Source organism: Streptomyces yongxingensis (assembly GCF_055597465.1).
The window spans coordinates 10,488,887-10,503,037 of record NZ_CM145717.1 but is presented as its reverse complement, the minus strand read 5'-3'; the positions used below and the strand labels follow the sequence as shown (position 1 = coordinate 10,503,037).

The window sequence follows — 14,151 nt, the reverse complement described above, 5'->3', positions numbered from 1 at the left end:
TGACCGCTATTTGACGCCCACCAGCATGGAGTAACCGTCCGTCAGCGGTTCGACCCGGCTGCCGCTGAACCCCGTCTCCGCCAGCCAGGCGCGGCCGTCGGCGGCCGTGTACTCGAAGCCGGACCGGGTCTCGATGAGCATGTTCAGGCTGGCCAGCAGACCGAAGGTGTTCTCCTTGCGGTCGTCGTCGATGATGGCGTCGTAGACGAGGACCGCTCCCCCGTCGGGCAGCGCGTCGTACGCCTTCTTCAGCAGCAGCCGCTTCTCCTCCACGCCCCAGCCGTGCAGGATCTGGCCCAGCACGATCACATCGGCGCCGGGCAGGTCATCGGTGAAGAAGTCGCCGCCGTGGAAGGTGAGCCGGTCCTCCAGGCCGAAGGACGCCACGTACTTCTCGAAGACGGGCCGCACCCGGGGCAGCTCGAAGACACCGCCGCTCATATGGGGGTGGCGCTGGGCCACCGCCACCGGGACGCAGCCCACCGCTCCGCCGACGTCCAGCACCGTCCGGTAGTCGGCCCAGGGGAACCGCTCGGCTATCACCATGGCCTTGCCCATGCTGAGCCCGGTCATTCCGTGCAGGAATCGCTCGAGGCCCTCCTGGTCGTGGTAGATGGCCTCGAACACGTCGCCGCCGTGCTTGTGTTCGTTCTGCGGTTTCCCGGTTCGCAGCGCCTCGGTGAGCGACCCCCAGAAGGGATACAGCCGGCTGTTGGCCATCTCCAGGATGCCGCCCGCATAGGTGGCCTTCTTACGGTCGAGAAAGGTGTCGGCGGACGGGCTGTTGCGGTACGCGCCCTCGGATCGCTCCAGGAATCCGAGGGCCACCAGCGCGTCGAGGAAGTCGGCGGCGCCGCGCGGGTGCAGTCCGAGCGCCTCGGCCAGGTCACCGCCGGTGCGGGGGCCTTCGGCGAGCCGGGAGAAGAGATCCAGTTCCACCGCGGTGAGCAGCGCCTTCGACGCCATGAAGCCGAGCCCGACCTCAAGAATGGGCTCGGGGCTGATCTCGTGCCGCATAAGGTTCCCTCACTGTTCCCGGATGTGCGCTCTCGGCGCATCTGACCGTATGTGGACCTCCTTACGCTACCGTCCCGTTGCCCCCTACACGGGTCGCCGCCGGACGGCCGCGGCGGGAGCGAGGGCACCACCCGTCGACTCCCGCTCCGGGGACGATGGGGCGCCGAGCACCAGCGCCGCCAGTGCCTGGCGCAGCCTCGACCGCGTCGACCGGACCACCTTCCGGGCCGGGGGCCGGATCCTGCTGAAGGCCGTGGCGATGTCCACGATGTGACCGGCGAGGTCAACCGGATCGGCGGCGATGTCTCCGGCAACGCCCCGGGGGTGCGTTTCAAGACCGGATGGGACCGGTCGAAGCGCACCGGGGGCATCGTGTTCGACACGACCTACGGCGGTGCCCCGCTGCCCGTTCCCGCCACCGACCCCACCGCGGATATCGGCGCCCGCGAGGGGCCGCCGGACGGCCGCGCTTGACCTTGTCGCAGCGGCAGGGTTTCTACTGGCCACATGCGCATCGGAGAAATCGCCGCGCTCGTCGGAGTCACCTCCCGGACCGTGCGGCATTACCACCACATCGGTCTGCTGCCCGAGCCCCGGCGGCGCGCCAACGGATACCGGGTCTACACCCTCCGGGACGCCGTGCTGCTGGCCCGCATCCGCCGGCTGACCGAGCTCGGGCTCACCCTGGACGAGGTGCGGGACGTCCTCGCGGACGACGCCGGGCGTGAACTGGCCGAGGTGCTGGGCGAGCTGGACGCCGATCTCGCCCGTCAGGAACACGAGATCCAGCAGCGCCGCACGGTGCTGGCGGCCCTTCTGGACGGCCCGCTCACACCGGACGCGCCGCTCTCCCCCGCGCTCGTCGAGCTCCTGAAGGTGGCGCCCGCCACCTCCTCGCCGACCGCCGTCAAGGACCGCGAGCACCTGATGCTGCTCGAGGGGATGATCGGCGGGGACGCGGTGTACGCGGCGCTGCGGCCGCTGGCCGAGGACCCCGCCGTGCTCCCGCTGTACGAGCGGCTGGACGAACTGGAGGGGGCCGCGGCGGACGATCCCCGGATCGCGCCGCTGGCCGAGGAGCTGTCCGCCGCCGTACCGGACGAGGTGCTGGCGGCCATCCCGGACGGCGGCCCGACGGCGACCGGATTCGAGCAGGCGCTGCTCGACGACTACTCGCCCGCGCAGGCCGAGGTGGTGCGCCGGGTGATGGAGGAACTGACCGGCCGAATGGTGAGGAGGGCGTCATGAGCCGGCCGTTCGCACGGGCGGCGGTGTGGGCGAAAGGCGTGACGGAGACCCTGATCCCGCTGGTCGCGCGCCGACTCGTGCTGCACGAGGCCAGGGCCCTGCACAGCCTCGGGCTGTGGGTGCTGCGCCGCCGCCACCAGGTCCCCGAGGGGGCGCTGGCCGTCGCCTACACCGGACCCCAGACGGCCATGATGTACGGGATGATCTTCGTGTCGGTCATCGAGACCGTGGCGCTGGCCCTCGTGATCCCCTGGCCGGTGGTGCACGCGGTCCTGCTCGTCGTCGATGTGTACGGGGTGGTGCTGATCCTCGCCCTGCACGCGGCCTGTGTGGTCCGGCCGCATGTCGTGGGTTCCGACGGCTCGCTGCGCGTCCGCTACGGCGCCCTGTTCGACCTGCGGGTTCCGGCCGCCACCATCGCCGCCGCCCGGGTCGACCGGCGCTATCCGGACGGACGGCTGGTGCGGCTGGGCCCGGACGGGGTGCTCGACCTCGCGGTGGGCAGCCAGACCACGGTGACGGTGGAGCTGACGGAGCCGGTGACGTTCGTACGGCCCCTCGGGCGCCGGGGCGTCGCCCGTACGCTCCGGTTCCACGCGGACGACCCACGGGAAGCGGTCGCCGCGCTCACACGGGTACGGCAAGATACGGCGCCGGAGCCGTCAGCGGCGCCGCAGTGACGGGTCGAGCAGCGCGGGCGGAGTGTCGTGCTTCTCGTGCGCGGCGAGGTCGGTGCCGGGGGCCACGATCGCGTCGATCGCGTCGAGCACATCGGCGGAGAGCACGGTGTCGGCGGCGGCGAGCTGTGCGTGCAGATGGTCCAGTGTGCGGGGGCCGATGAGCGCGCTGGTCACGGCCGGGTGCGCGGTCACGAATCCGAGCGCGAGCTGGATCATGGTCAGACCGGCCTCGTCGGCGACCTCGGCCAACCGCTCGACGGCGTCGAGCCTGGCCCGGTTGGCGGGGATGGTGACGTCGAAGCGCTCCGGCATCAACGTCGAGCGGCTGGTGGTGAGCTCCCGGCCCTCGCGGATGGCGCCCGACAGCCAGCCCGAGGCCAGCGGGCTCCACACCAGCACGCCGAGCCCGTACTCCTCGGTGACGGGCAGTACGTCGCGCTCGATTCCGCGCTGCAGGATCGAGTAGCTTGGCTGCTCGGTGACATAACGGCTCAGGTGGTGCTCGCGGGCGGTCCACTGGGCCTGTACGACGCGGTAGGCGGGGAAGGTCGAGGAGCCGAAGGAGCGAATCTTCCCCGCGCGCTGGAGGTCGGTGAGCGCCGAAAGCGTCTCCTCGTCGCTGGTGGCCGGGTCCCACCGGTGGATCTGGTAGAGGTCGACGTGATCGACGCCGAGCCGTCGCAGGCTGTTGTCCAGCTCGGTGACCAGCCAGCGGCGTGAGCTGCCCCGGTGGTTGGGCTCGTCGCCCAGGGGCAGGCCCGCCTTCGTGGCCAGCACGATGTCGTCGCGGCGACCGGCGATGGCCTTGCCGACCATCTCCTCCGACTCGCCGGCGCTGTACACGTCGGCGGTGTCGATGAGGTTGATCCCGGCCTCGAGAGCGGCATCGACGAGGGCGGTGGCCTCGTCCTGGGTGGTACGCCCGATCCTGCCGAAGTTCATCGCGCCGAGCGCGAGGGAGCTGACCTGCACACCGGTGCGGCCCAAGGTGCGGTACTGCATGACCGTGTTCCTCCACTGCGGGGAAGCGTGGTGGCATTGCGGCGTGGCAATGCGAGGGTTTGGTTGCCGGGCCCCGCTCTGGCATCATATGCAAACGGAACCCGGCTCCGGTAAAGATACGGAACGCTGTTCCGCTTGGCAAGTCCGGCAGTGGAGGGAGCGGCGCGGTGAACGACGGCGACAAGGGCGCGGGGCCCTCGGCCCGGTCCAAGCGGGCGGACGCCCGGCGCAATCAGGAGACCCTGCTCGACGCGGCCGCCTCGGTCTTCGTCGCCTCGGGCGTGGAAGCGCCGGTGCGCGACATCGCGGCCAAGGCCGGCGTCGGGGTGGGCACGATCTACCGCCACTTCCCGACGCGGGCGGACCTGATCATCGCCGTCTACCGGCACCAGGTCGAGGCATGCGCCGAGGCCGGTCCGGCCCTGCTGGCGAGCAGCGCGACACCGCATGCCGCACTGGGGCAGTGGATCAATCTCTTCGTCGACTTCCTGGTCACCAAGCACGGCCTCGCGGGCGTGCTGCGGTCCGACAACGCGGGCTTCGACACGCTGCACTCGTACTTCATCGACCGCCTCCTGCCCGTGTGCACCCAGTTGCTCGACGCGGCGGCCGACGCCGGTGAGATCCAACCCGGCCTGAAGGCGTACGAGCTCATGCGCGGCGTCGGGAACCTCTGCATCGGCGCCGAACACGACCCCAACTATGACGCTCGCCGGCTGGTCGCACTCCTCATCGCGGGCCTGCGCCAACCGCACTGACGGCGCCCGATTTCTGAGTACGCACCTGAGTATCCGGACGGATGCGGAGCCGACCGCATCCGCCCATTCTTGTCCGCATGAGTGAGACACCGGTCAAGCAGCAGAGCACGGCCGCGTTCTACGGTCAGGCGATAGCCTCCTTCGCCGTCGCCATGGCCGCCACCGCCATCGGCATCTTCCGGCTGAGCGCCGACGCCTGGGTGCGCGGCTTCCTCGCCATCTCCGTGCTCTACCTGGTGACCTCCGCCTTCACCCTGGCCAAGGTGATCCGGGACCGGCAGGAGGCCGGGCAGATCGTCAGCCGGGTCGATCAGGCGCGGGTGGATAAGCTGCTCGCGAACCACGATCCCTTCGAAAAGCTGTAGACCCGGCGCGCGCCGCCCGCCGCTGCGGCGGTCGGTGTCTCAGGCCGGACCTCGACCGGCAGTTTTTCTCGGCCGGCCGGCCCGCCTCGCGTTCACCCGCCCGGGGGCGGTCCGCTGGTGCCCCGTACCGTCAGCTTCGGGTCCAGCACCGCCTCCCTCGGCTCCGCCACCGTGTTCTCCAGCCGCTCCACGGCGAACCGCACCGCGTACTCGGCCATGAGCACCGCGTCCTGACGGACCGTGGTCAGGCCGATCGGCATGAGATGGGAGAGGTGGCTGTCGTCGTAGCCCACGACGGACAGATCGCGCGGAACCTCGACACCTGCCTGCGCCAGGGTCATCAACAGCCCCATCGCACAATGGTCGTTGCCCGCGAGGACCGCCGTCGGCAGGGGCCGGCCGTGGTCGCGCTCGTCCAGCAGCAGCCGCCCCGCGTCGATGCCCGACTGCTCGGTGTGCTCACCCGGGATCACCCGTAGCTCCGCCTCCAGACCATGGCGGCGCATCGCGGCCCGGTAGGCGCGGCGGCGCTCGGCCGAGCCCGGTCCGCGGCCGCCGTCGATGTGCACGATCCCGCGGTGGCCCAGTCCGACGAGGTGCTCCATGGCCTGCCGTACGCCCTTGCCCTCGGCCGTGTGCACGCTGTCGACGCGGGCGTGGGGCACCCGGCGGCCGACGGACACGGCGACCGTGCGGTGTCCCAGTGCGTCGATGTCCGCGGGCTGCGCGTCGGGGCCGAGCAGGATCACCGCCTCACAGCGGTGGCCGAGCAGCGCCTCGACGGCCTTGGCCTCGCCACGCCCCTGAGCGGTCGCGGAGAGCAGGACGTCATAGCCGAGCCGCTCGGCCTCGCGGTAGATGCCCTCGACGAGATCGGCGTGGAAGGGCTGATGCACGGTGAACATCACGCCGAGCGTGCGGCTGCGGCCACGGGCCAGCAGCCGGGCCGCGCTGTCCGGCCGGTAGCCGATCTCGTCGGCGACGCGCAGCACCCGGTCGCGGGTCTGCGGGCTCGCCCCCGGCTGATCGCGGAAGACGATCGAGACCAGTGCCCGGGACACGCCCGCCCGCTCAGCGACGTCCGCCATGGTGGGCCGCTGCTTGCCCGATGTTTCCACCTGTGACCACCCTCCGACGCAGCCCAACCTTACGGGCAGTCCTGAAATCCCCCGGCAACAACTATTGACATGACATTCGGACAGCGGTCATCGTACTCGCCTAGAGCGCGCTAGTAGAGCGCGCTAGGCACCCGTTCTGCCCTGAGATCCCAGGTCCCCGGAGCGAAGGAACAACAGCGTGACCCGCGGGAGCGCCCCCGGCGCCCCCATGACGTCGAGCGAGAGGTGTGAAGGACGTGCTGTCCGACTCGGTGAACCGGATCGTAGACGCCCGGGTCAACGACCCCGGCGCCATCGCGGCGGCGGCCGCACGACGTGTCCGGGCCACTTCGCTCTCGGCGAGCACGGCAAGGCGGCGACTCCCCGATCCACGGCCCCGAGGGCGACACGGCCGTCCACGAGATCGACGTACTGCGCTGGCTGCTCGACGACGAGATCAGCTCCGTCCAGATGATCACCCCGCGCGCCACCGGCAAACGGTTCAGCCATCTCAAGGACCCCCAGATCATGCTCTTCGAGACGAGAGGCGGTGTCCGCATCGACCTGGAGGTCTTCGTCAACTGCCAGTACGGCTACGACATCCAGTGCGCGACCGTGGGCGAGGACGGCCTGGTCAGGCTGCCGGACCCGGCGGCCGTCGGCATCCGCGCCGCCGGCCGGCACGGCACCGCCGTACTCCAGGACTGGAAGGGCCGGTTCGGCGATGCCTTCGACACCGAGTTCCGCGAGTGGATCGCCTCGGTCGCGGCGGGCGCGGAACCCACCGGCCCGTCGTCCTGGGACGGCTACGCCGCCACCGTCATCACCGACGCCGCCGTCCAGTCCCTGGAGTCGGGCGGCCGGATCGTCACCGTCGACATGAAGCCCCGACCCGCGTTCTACGGAGCCACCTCGTGAAGATCGCACTCGACCCCTATATGCTCCGCGCGCTGCCGCTCGACGAGATGGTGCGCACGGTCGCCGAACTCGGCTACGAATACATCGAGTTGTCCCCGCGCGACGACTTCATGCCGTTCTTCCTCCACCCGAGGGCGGACGACGAGCGCGTCGCGGAGCTGAAGCGGGCGCTGCGCACGCACGGTGTCCAGCTCTCCTCCGTGCTCCCGCTGTACAAGTGGTCCTCGCCCGACGAGACCGAGCGGCAGTCCGCCGTCCGCTATTGGAAGCGGATGATCGAGATCACCGCCGACCTCGAATGCCCGCTGATGAATTCGGAGTTCAACGGCCGCCCCGAGCGCGCCGCCGAGAGCGAGGCCGCCTTCTGGCGTTCGCTCGAGGAGTTGCTGCCGCTCTTCGAACGCGAGGGCATCGCCCTCAACCTCGAGGCCCACCCGGACGACTTCTGCGAGGAGAACACCCCCGCGGTCGACCTCGTCCGCGCCATCAACAAGCCGTGGGTGAACTACCTCTACTGCGCTCCGCACACCTTCCACCTCTCCGGTGCCGAGCCGACGGCGGACATCGCGGCGATGATGACTTACGCGGGCGACAAGCTCCAGCATGTGCACATCGCGGACTCCTTCAACCACAAGGGCTCCTCCGGGCTGCGTTACATCCTCAACCCGCCCGGCACCCCCGCCCGCATCCACCAGCACCTGGACATCGGCCAGGGCGAGGTCGACTGGGACACCTTCTTCGGCACCCTCCGCGAGCTGAACTTCGACGGTGTCGCCACCTCCTGCGTCTTCGCCTGGGAGGAACGGGCGCGGGAGTCCTCCGCGTTCATGCTGAACCGCATCCGCGAGGAGCTCGCGGCGTGAGACCCGGCGGCCGGGCCCAAGAGTCCCGTCGAAGGACAGGCGGGCTGGTCAGCCGCGCAGGGCCCGCAGATGGGCGCTGCGGACGTCGGCGGTCTGGCCCTGCACCACCAGGAACAGGCCCTCCCGGGCCAGCCGCTGGGCGGGGCTGCCGAGGCCGAAGGCCCGGCCGCCGCCCGCCACGATCGCCGCGGTGGTAGCGGCGCGCAGCACGTCGTAGGCCCGGGTCTTCACCGCGAGCCGGTCCGCCAGGCGCTCGCCCGCCGGCACCTCGTCCACCAGCGCGTACGCCTCCCGGCGCACCTCGCGCAGCCGCTCGCCCAGCACCTGCGCCGTCTCCTTCGCCTCCGCGTCCCCGGCGGCCTCCAGCAGGTCCAGGGCGGCGCCGGCCACGCCGAACACGGCCGGGTTGGGGTTGGTGTTCTTCGGCCGGTCCGCGACCGCCCACTCCTCGTAGGGGCGGCTCCAGACCACCGCCTCCTCGGGCACCACCAGGCCGTCCAGCTCCAGGCCGACCGTACGGGTGCCGGTCAGCGCGGCGAGCTGGAGTTGTGGCGTGGGCCGCAGACCGGGCTGCTCGCGGGCGTCCGCGAAGGCGAACAGCGCCTCGCCGTCGTCGGTGACCCCGGCGAGCAGCATCACGTCGTTCAGGCCCCAGCCGGTGTACCACGGCACCCGGCCGTCGAAGCGCCTGCCACCCGGGACCCGGGTGACCCGCACCGGTGTCCGGGGGAAGGCCCGCAGATGGGAGAAGGCGATACCGGACAGCAGCGTGCCGTCGCACAGCGGCCGCAGCAGCCGCTCACGCGCCGGGGAGTCGGAGGCGGCGAGCATCCTGACCGGGCTGTGGTGCTGGGCCTGGACGAAGGAGGTGGAGCAGCACGCCCCGGCCAGGATTTCGGCGATCTCGCGCGCCACCGCGTCCGGCGCCTCCGCCCCGCCGTACGCCGCCGGGCCACTCACCCCGAGCACCCCGGACCTCTTGACCTCGGCGATCGCGGCCGGGGAGACGCCCTCGCGGTCGGCGGCCTCGGCGCCCGGCGCCAGCACCTCGCGGGCGAGGCGCCGGGCCGCCTCGATCAGCGTGGGGGCCGCGGCGGTCATGAGCGCTCCTGAGCGTCGGGGGACGCCAGACCGGCCAGCAGCAGGCGCATGCCGCGGCGGAAGTGGGAGTCCCAGTCGTCCTCCTCCAGGAGCGGGACGTGGCCGGCCAGGGTGGGGTATTCGTCGATGTGGGCGCGGATGTGGGCGTCCACGGCCGAGCGGGTCGCCGCCTCGTCGGAGCGCTGCTGCCACACCGCTTCGGAGGACGCGGAGCCGATCACATAGTGGGTGATGGTGGCCGCGGCGGACGACAGGTGGACCCCTTCGAAGCCGCCGGTGGTGAGCGCGGTGTAGGCGAACTCCGAGCAGCGCAGGGCGTTGGGCCCCATGAGGGGGCGGGAGTTGGCCAGGGCGCCGGCCCACGGGTGGCGCAGCAGGACCGAGCGCAGGCCGGTCATGAACGCCTCGATGTCCTCCTGCCATGCGGCGCTGTGCTGCTCGGGGAGGTCGAGTTCGGCGAAGACCGCGTCGAGAGCGAGGTCCAGGACGTCGTCCTTGGTGGCCACGTGCCAGTAGAGGCTGGTCGCGTGGGCGCCGAGCCGTTCGGCGAGCCGGCGCATGCTCAGCTTCCGCACACCGTCGCGGTCCAGCAGCTCGACGGCGGTGGCGATGATTCGCTCATGGGAGAGCTGAGGCCGTGGGCGGGAGGTCTTCTCGGCGCGGAACCACACCGCTCCCGGCGCGTTGTCCAGCACCTTCTTCCCCTGGTCCGCGTCCGTTCCCTTGTTCCCGTCCGGCTTCGCGCTCACGAGCCCGCAGCCTACCTCTTTGCGGTCACCGCTCCACCGCTCCTACAGTGTTGGAGGCCAATCAAACAGTGTAGGAGAAGGAGGGAGAGTCATGAGCGACGAGGAAGGCCATCCGCGCCGGTGGGCGATCCTGATGGCCCTGTGCGCCGCCCTGCTCGTGATCGTCATCGACAACACCGTCCTGCATGTCGCGGTGCCCGCCATCGGCGATGCCTTCGACGCCTCGACGGACCAGCTCCAGGCGGTGATCGACGCCTATGTCGTGGTCTTCGCCGGGCTCCTCATCACCGCGGGGGTGCTCTCCGACCGTTACGGCAGGCGGCGCACCCTCGTCGTGGGGCTGCTGGTCTTCGGGGCGGCGTCGGCGCTGGCCGCGGCGGCCCCGTCGGTGTGGTGGCTGATCGCGACGCGGGCGCTCATGGGGGTGGGCGCGGCGCTGGTGATGCCCGCGACGCTCGCGGTGCTCGTCGTGGTCTTCCCCGAGCGAGAGCGCCCGCGGGCCTTCGCGGTGTGGAGCGCGGTCGCCTCCGTGGGCATGGCGGCGGGGCCCCTGCTCGGGGGTGCCCTGGTGGACGCGTGGAGTTGGGCGGGGGTCTTCCTGATCAACGTCCCCGTGGCGGCGGTGGCCCTGTTCGGGGTCGTGCGGCTGGTGCCCGAGACCCGGGCGCCCGACGGCCGGGGGCTGGATCCGTACGGCACCGTCCTGGTCACGGCGGGCATGACCGGCCTGGTGTGGGCCCTGATCGAGGCCCCGGCACACGGGTACACCGCGCCCGCGGTGGTGGCCGGGGCGGCGGTGGCGGTGTCGGCGCTGGTCGGCTTCGGTGTGCGGCAGCGCCGTTCCGCGACGCCGATGGTCGATCTGCGGCTCTACCGCGACCGGCGGTTCGCCGGGGCGGGTTTCGCGGTGGCGGTGATGACGATCGCCACGGGGAGCACCCTCTTCGTGCTGAGCCAGTATCTGCAACTGGTGCTCGGCTACAGCGCGTTCGAGACCGGGCTCGCCGCGGTGCCACTCGCGGCGGGGGTCGTCGCGGGGTCGGCCGTGGGCGGCCGGGCCCCGGCCGGCTTCGGGGCGCGGGCCTGCATCGTCGCCGGATTCACCGTCACCGCGGCCGGATTCGCGGTGCTGGCCTCGCTCTCCGAGAGCAGCGGCTCCACGGCGGTGTCCATCGGGCTGGGGCTCGCGGGCCTCGGATCCGGTATCGCCGGTCCCTCGGCGACCAGCACGGTGCTGGGGGCGGTACCGCCCGAGCGGGCCGGTATGGGCTCCGCGCTCAACGACACCCACCAGCAACTCGGCATCGCCCTGGGCGTGGCCGGGCTGGGCAGCCTGCTCGCCACCGTCTACCGGGGCAAGCTGCCGGACGGTCTGCCCGAGGACGCGATGTCCTCGCTCGGGGCCACCCTGTCGCACGCCCGGGACCAGTCGGACGGCGGGGCGCTGGCCGATGCGGCCCGCTCGGCCTTCACCGACGCCCAGTCCGTCACGATGAGCGTCGGCGTGGCGGCCGCACTGGTCGGCGCGGCCGTGGCACTGCTCGCCCTGCCGGGCCGCACCACCCGGGCGGTGGCCCCCGAGCCGGAGTCCGAGGAGGCGGGGCCGCCGGGATCACAGCGGGACGCGGAGTGAGGACCGGCCCTTCCGCCAGGTGTCCAGGACCTCCTCGGCGAAGCGGTCCTCCAGGAACACGGTGGCATCGACGCCGAACGCCACGTCCGCGGCGAGCCCCGGTTCGCGCTTCAGGAGGTCGTCGATCACGCCATGGCGTACGACCTGCTCGTGCACGGCGTCGGCCTCGACGTGCTCGGTGTAGAAGAACACCGCCGCCTCGCCCGCGCCCAGCCGTCGCAGCGCCTGGGCCAGCCGGTCGGAGGCGGGCGAGGAGGTGATCTCGACCGTGGCGAAGTGGCCCACCAGGGCGCCGCGCAGCGCCCTGTGCAGGCCCAGCAGCGACATCATGTTGACCACCGCCAGCATCCGCGCCGACGTGGCGTCCAGATAGTGGTTGTACGCCGGGTCCAGACCCAGATCGGCCATCAGATCGGCGAACAGCTCCGCGTGCACCCGGTCCCCGTGCCCGGCCCCGAACTCGTCGTACTCCACGGCCGCCATCGCCGCCTTGGCCCGGCCCCGCAGCCGTGGAAGGACCCACACATGCGGGTCGGCCTCCTTGAGCTGGTAGAGCGACCGATGCGCGATGTACTCACGCATCTGCCACGGCTCGCCCTCGTCCCGGAGGAAGTGCGACACGCCCGTCCCGTCGGCGGGCTCCACCAGCAGCCCGGACACGGCGGCGTCCGGGTCGTCGTGCGTGGTGGCGTCGGAGCGCAGCGCGTCCAGGAAGCGCCGCTCCAGCGCCTGCCGCATCCGGAGCAGCTCGGGATCCCACTCCCATGCGTCGTCCACACCGGGGAAGCCCTGGTAGTGGAGTTCGTAGCACGCATACAGCGCGAGCTGCAGATCGTCGCCGTACGGATCGGCCTCCCGGAGCGACCGGCCGCCGGGCAGCGTCGCCCCGCCGGGCTCGCGCATGAGGGCGTCGACGAGCGCGCCGGACACCTCTCCCCGCGCCGTGGGCAAGGGCACCGGCCGGGTCGTCGTCGCGGGATGCGTATCGCTCACAGTTCCTTCCGCTCCGTCCGCCGCTGTCGTGGTGGGCCGTCTCCGGTGGGCCTTGGCTTCGCGGGCCGGGTTCCCCTCACCACCTGCCGCAATCGCGGCGCGGGCAACGCCACCGGACCATGCCGACGCCAACCTCCGGCGCGCCCCGGCCGAGGAGACCACGCTGGGCGTCAGTCGGCTCCGGTTCCTTCCACCAGGACGCGGATGGTGTCCAGCCCGGGGTCGGCCGCGTCGGGGAGGTTCATCCCGGCCTTCACGCCGGACCGCAGATAGTCCAGGACCGGCTGCTTCAGCACCTCGCCGGGCAGCACGGCCGGTATGCCCGGCGGGTAGGGGGTGACCATCTCGGCCGCCACCCGCCCTGCCGCACGGGCCACGGGCAGGTCCTCCGTGGCGCCGAAGTAGGCGTCCCGCGGCAGGCGGGACTGCTCCATCCGCAACTCGTCCGGTGTCGGCACGGCCACCTCGGGGGCGGGCCGCAGATCCTCCGCGTGGTCGGCCAGCTCGCGCAGCGCCGTCAGCAGCGCGCCGGTCGTCGAGGGGTCGTCGGCGTGGGTGAGCTGGGTGCTGATCCGCCGGTGGTCGGCCAGATGGGCGTTGACGTCGTGCTGTTCCCGGAGCCAGTCGGCCGCGCGGTAGCCGTTGACCCCGAGACCGGTCAGGTCGATGACGACCGGAAACGGATCGAAGTCACTGCCCAGGCCGGGGCCCACGTAGTCCGCGGGCCCGTCCACGTGCAGTCCGTCGATGGCCGCGATCTCGTCGCGCACCCCATGCGCCCGGCGCAGGGCCGCGCCGAGCAGTTCCTCGCCGTGCAGCATCATCTGCCGACGCCACCCGTCCATTCCCGCGTAGAGGAGGACGGACGGACTCGTGGTGCCGAGCAGCTCGGCGCAGGACTTCAGGACGGCCGGCTCGATCAGGTCGCCCTGGAGATGGAACACCGAGCCCTGCTCCAGACCGCTGCCCATCTTGTGGATGCTGGTCACGCAGACGTCGGCACCCGCGTCCATGGCCCAGCTCGGCAGCCCGGAGCAGAACGGCAGATGCGCTCCCCACGCCTCGTCGACGATCAGCGGGCGGCCCCGCCGATGGCAGACCTCGGCGATCCCCTCCAGGTCGGCACAGGATCCGTACGGAGTGGGGCTGGTCACCAGGGCGCCCCTGGCCTCCGGGTGCTCATCGAATGCCCGCTCGAAGGCCGTGGCCGACGGCGGATGCGCGATATGGCGGGCACCGTCCCATTGGGGGTCCACCCAGATCGGCCGGACACCGGAGATGATCAGGCCGGAGGCCACCGATTTGTGCGCGTCCCGGCCCACCAGCAGAGTCTCGTGGGGGCCGGCCACCGCCAGCATCGCCGCCTTGACGGAGAGCGAGCTGCCGCAGGTCGAGAAGAAGGTGTGCTCGGCGTGCACCGCGTCCGCCATCAGCTCCTCCGCGCGCTCCAGCACACGGCCCGACCCCAGCCGGTCGTCAAGGCCACCGAAGGCCAGGAGGTCGGTGCGGAACACCTCCTCGCCCAGGACCTTGACGACCTCCGGGTCAGCGCCCCTGCCCTGCTTGTGCCCGGGCGGGGTGAACGGGAGAGACCCCCGCTCGTGGTAGCGGGCCAGGGCTTCCAGAATCGGAGCCTCCATGTGATCCATGGCGGACGAGTGCCCCTCCACCTGCGAAGAAAACCGTGCGAGGCCAGGCGGGACGTGCCGGGCGGTGCGGCCCTCCAG

At 71.7% G+C, this 14,151-nt stretch carries 14 protein-coding genes and 1 pseudogene; 8 read left to right on the top strand and 7 right to left on the bottom strand.

Annotated elements, in window-relative coordinates; all coding sequences use genetic code 11:
- Window positions 1–6: 6 nt before the first annotated feature.
- Complete coding sequence (locus ACZ6TD_RS44445) at window positions 7–1,017, bottom strand: methyltransferase (protein ID WP_471347440.1); 1,011 nt, start codon at window positions 1,015–1,017, stop codon at window positions 7–9.
- A 270-nt stretch (window positions 1,018–1,287) separates the two neighbouring features.
- Here ACZ6TD_RS44445 and ACZ6TD_RS44440 point away from each other — a divergent pair, with 270 nt between their 5' ends.
- From ACZ6TD_RS44440 to ACZ6TD_RS44430, 3 genes are read left to right on the top strand one after another with little or no spacing between them, the layout of a single operon-like run.
- Complete coding sequence (locus ACZ6TD_RS44440; protein ID WP_471347438.1) at window positions 1,288–1,491, top strand: hypothetical protein; 204 nt, start codon at window positions 1,288–1,290, stop codon at window positions 1,489–1,491.
- 33 nt (window positions 1,492–1,524) lie between these two features.
- Complete coding sequence (locus ACZ6TD_RS44435; protein WP_471347436.1) at window positions 1,525–2,265, top strand: MerR family transcriptional regulator; 741 nt, start codon at window positions 1,525–1,527, stop codon at window positions 2,263–2,265.
- Entirely contained in the window at window positions 2,262–2,945 is a 684-nt protein-coding gene (locus ACZ6TD_RS44430) for a hypothetical protein (protein WP_471347434.1), read from the top strand. Before ACZ6TD_RS44435 ends, ACZ6TD_RS44430 begins: the two co-directional genes overlap by 4 nt.
- Here the strand turns inward: ACZ6TD_RS44430 and ACZ6TD_RS44425 are convergent.
- Window positions 2,928–3,947 (bottom strand): aldo/keto reductase, encoded by a 1,020-nt coding sequence (locus ACZ6TD_RS44425; RefSeq protein ID WP_471347432.1) that lies wholly within the window; start codon window positions 3,945–3,947, stop codon window positions 2,928–2,930. The two genes, ACZ6TD_RS44430 and ACZ6TD_RS44425, sit on opposite strands and share 18 nt — an antisense overlap.
- A gap of 167 nt (window positions 3,948–4,114) precedes the next feature.
- Between ACZ6TD_RS44425 and ACZ6TD_RS44420 the strand changes: the two genes are divergently transcribed.
- Both ACZ6TD_RS44420 and ACZ6TD_RS44415 read left to right on the top strand, forming a co-directional pair.
- Window positions 4,115–4,705, top strand: a complete 591-nt coding sequence (locus ACZ6TD_RS44420; protein WP_471347430.1) for a TetR/AcrR family transcriptional regulator — start codon at window positions 4,115–4,117, stop codon at window positions 4,703–4,705.
- 77 nt (window positions 4,706–4,782) lie between these two features.
- On the top strand, window positions 4,783–5,070 hold the full coding sequence (locus ACZ6TD_RS44415) for a YiaA/YiaB family inner membrane protein (RefSeq protein WP_201852163.1): 288 nt from the start codon (window positions 4,783–4,785) through the stop codon (window positions 5,068–5,070).
- 92 nt (window positions 5,071–5,162) lie between these two features.
- On the opposite strand, the gene ACZ6TD_RS44410 is transcribed toward ACZ6TD_RS44415, so the two are convergent.
- The gene (locus ACZ6TD_RS44410) at window positions 5,163–6,158 is read right to left on the bottom strand and encodes a LacI family DNA-binding transcriptional regulator (RefSeq protein WP_471347428.1); all 996 of its coding nucleotides are present in this window, start codon (window positions 6,156–6,158) and stop codon (window positions 5,163–5,165) included.
- 414 nt (window positions 6,159–6,572) lie between these two features.
- Between ACZ6TD_RS44410 and ACZ6TD_RS44405 the strand changes: the two are divergent.
- Both ACZ6TD_RS44405 and ACZ6TD_RS44400 read left to right on the top strand, forming a co-directional pair.
- Window positions 6,573–7,085, top strand: a pseudogene (locus tag ACZ6TD_RS44405) (Gfo/Idh/MocA family oxidoreductase); the annotation flags it as partial.
- Complete coding sequence (locus ACZ6TD_RS44400; protein ID WP_471347426.1) at window positions 7,082–7,948, top strand: sugar phosphate isomerase/epimerase family protein; 867 nt, start codon at window positions 7,082–7,084, stop codon at window positions 7,946–7,948. The pseudogene ACZ6TD_RS44405 and the gene ACZ6TD_RS44400, both read left to right, overlap by 4 nt.
- 48 nt (window positions 7,949–7,996) lie before the next feature.
- On the opposite strand, the gene ACZ6TD_RS44395 is transcribed toward ACZ6TD_RS44400, so the two are convergent.
- Together ACZ6TD_RS44395 and ACZ6TD_RS44390 are read right to left on the bottom strand one after the other, a co-directional pair.
- Entirely contained in the window at window positions 7,997–9,049 is a 1,053-nt protein-coding gene (locus ACZ6TD_RS44395) for an acyl-CoA dehydrogenase family protein (RefSeq protein ID WP_471347425.1), read from the bottom strand.
- Window positions 9,046–9,798: a TetR/AcrR family transcriptional regulator gene (locus ACZ6TD_RS44390; protein ID WP_471347423.1), complete on the bottom strand. Its 753-nt coding sequence runs from the start codon at window positions 9,796–9,798 to the stop codon at window positions 9,046–9,048. Before ACZ6TD_RS44390 ends, ACZ6TD_RS44395 begins: the two co-directional genes overlap by 4 nt.
- A gap of 91 nt (window positions 9,799–9,889) precedes the next feature.
- Between ACZ6TD_RS44390 and ACZ6TD_RS44385 the strand changes: the two genes are divergently transcribed.
- A complete protein-coding gene (locus tag ACZ6TD_RS44385; protein WP_471347421.1) occupies window positions 9,890–11,431 on the top strand; it encodes an MFS transporter in 1,542 nt (513 codons plus the stop codon).
- Here the strand turns inward: ACZ6TD_RS44385 and ACZ6TD_RS44380 are convergent.
- Both ACZ6TD_RS44380 and ACZ6TD_RS44375 read right to left on the bottom strand, forming a co-directional pair.
- Complete coding sequence (locus tag ACZ6TD_RS44380; protein WP_471358605.1) at window positions 11,411–12,334, bottom strand: iron-containing redox enzyme family protein; 924 nt, start codon at window positions 12,332–12,334, stop codon at window positions 11,411–11,413. The genes ACZ6TD_RS44385 and ACZ6TD_RS44380 overlap by 21 nt on opposite strands.
- Before the next feature lie 260 nt (window positions 12,335–12,594).
- The gene (locus tag ACZ6TD_RS44375) at window positions 12,595–14,073 is read right to left on the bottom strand and encodes an aminotransferase class I/II-fold pyridoxal phosphate-dependent enzyme (RefSeq protein ID WP_471347419.1); all 1,479 of its coding nucleotides are present in this window, start codon (window positions 14,071–14,073) and stop codon (window positions 12,595–12,597) included.
- Between the last annotated feature and the right edge of the window lie 78 nt (window positions 14,074–14,151).

Bases quoted from the DNA above. Each gene is read 5' to 3' on its own strand.
- ACZ6TD_RS44410 (WP_471347428.1), bottom strand. From the start codon at position 6,158: ATGGCGGACGTCGCTGAGCGGGCGGGCGTGTCCCGGGCACTGGTCTCG.
- ACZ6TD_RS44395 (WP_471347425.1), bottom strand. From the start codon at position 9,049: ATGACCGCCGCGGCCCCCACGCTGATCGAGGCGGCCCGGCGCCTCGCC.
- ACZ6TD_RS44430 (WP_471347434.1), top strand. From the start codon at position 2,262: ATGAGCCGGCCGTTCGCACGGGCGGCGGTGTGGGCGAAAGGCGTGACG.
- ACZ6TD_RS44375 (WP_471347419.1), bottom strand. From the start codon at position 14,073: ATGGATCACATGGAGGCTCCGATTCTGGAAGCCCTGGCCCGCTACCAC.
- ACZ6TD_RS44425 (WP_471347432.1), bottom strand. From the start codon at position 3,947: ATGCAGTACCGCACCTTGGGCCGCACCGGTGTGCAGGTCAGCTCCCTC.
- ACZ6TD_RS44435 (WP_471347436.1), top strand. From the start codon at position 1,525: ATGCGCATCGGAGAAATCGCCGCGCTCGTCGGAGTCACCTCCCGGACC.
- ACZ6TD_RS44415 (WP_201852163.1), top strand. From the start codon at position 4,783: ATGAGTGAGACACCGGTCAAGCAGCAGAGCACGGCCGCGTTCTACGGT.
- ACZ6TD_RS44385 (WP_471347421.1), top strand. From the start codon at position 9,890: ATGAGCGACGAGGAAGGCCATCCGCGCCGGTGGGCGATCCTGATGGCC.
- ACZ6TD_RS44380 (WP_471358605.1), bottom strand. From the start codon at position 12,334: ATGCGCGAGCCCGGCGGGGCGACGCTGCCCGGCGGCCGGTCGCTCCGG.
- ACZ6TD_RS44445 (WP_471347440.1), bottom strand. From the start codon at position 1,017: ATGCGGCACGAGATCAGCCCCGAGCCCATTCTTGAGGTCGGGCTCGGC.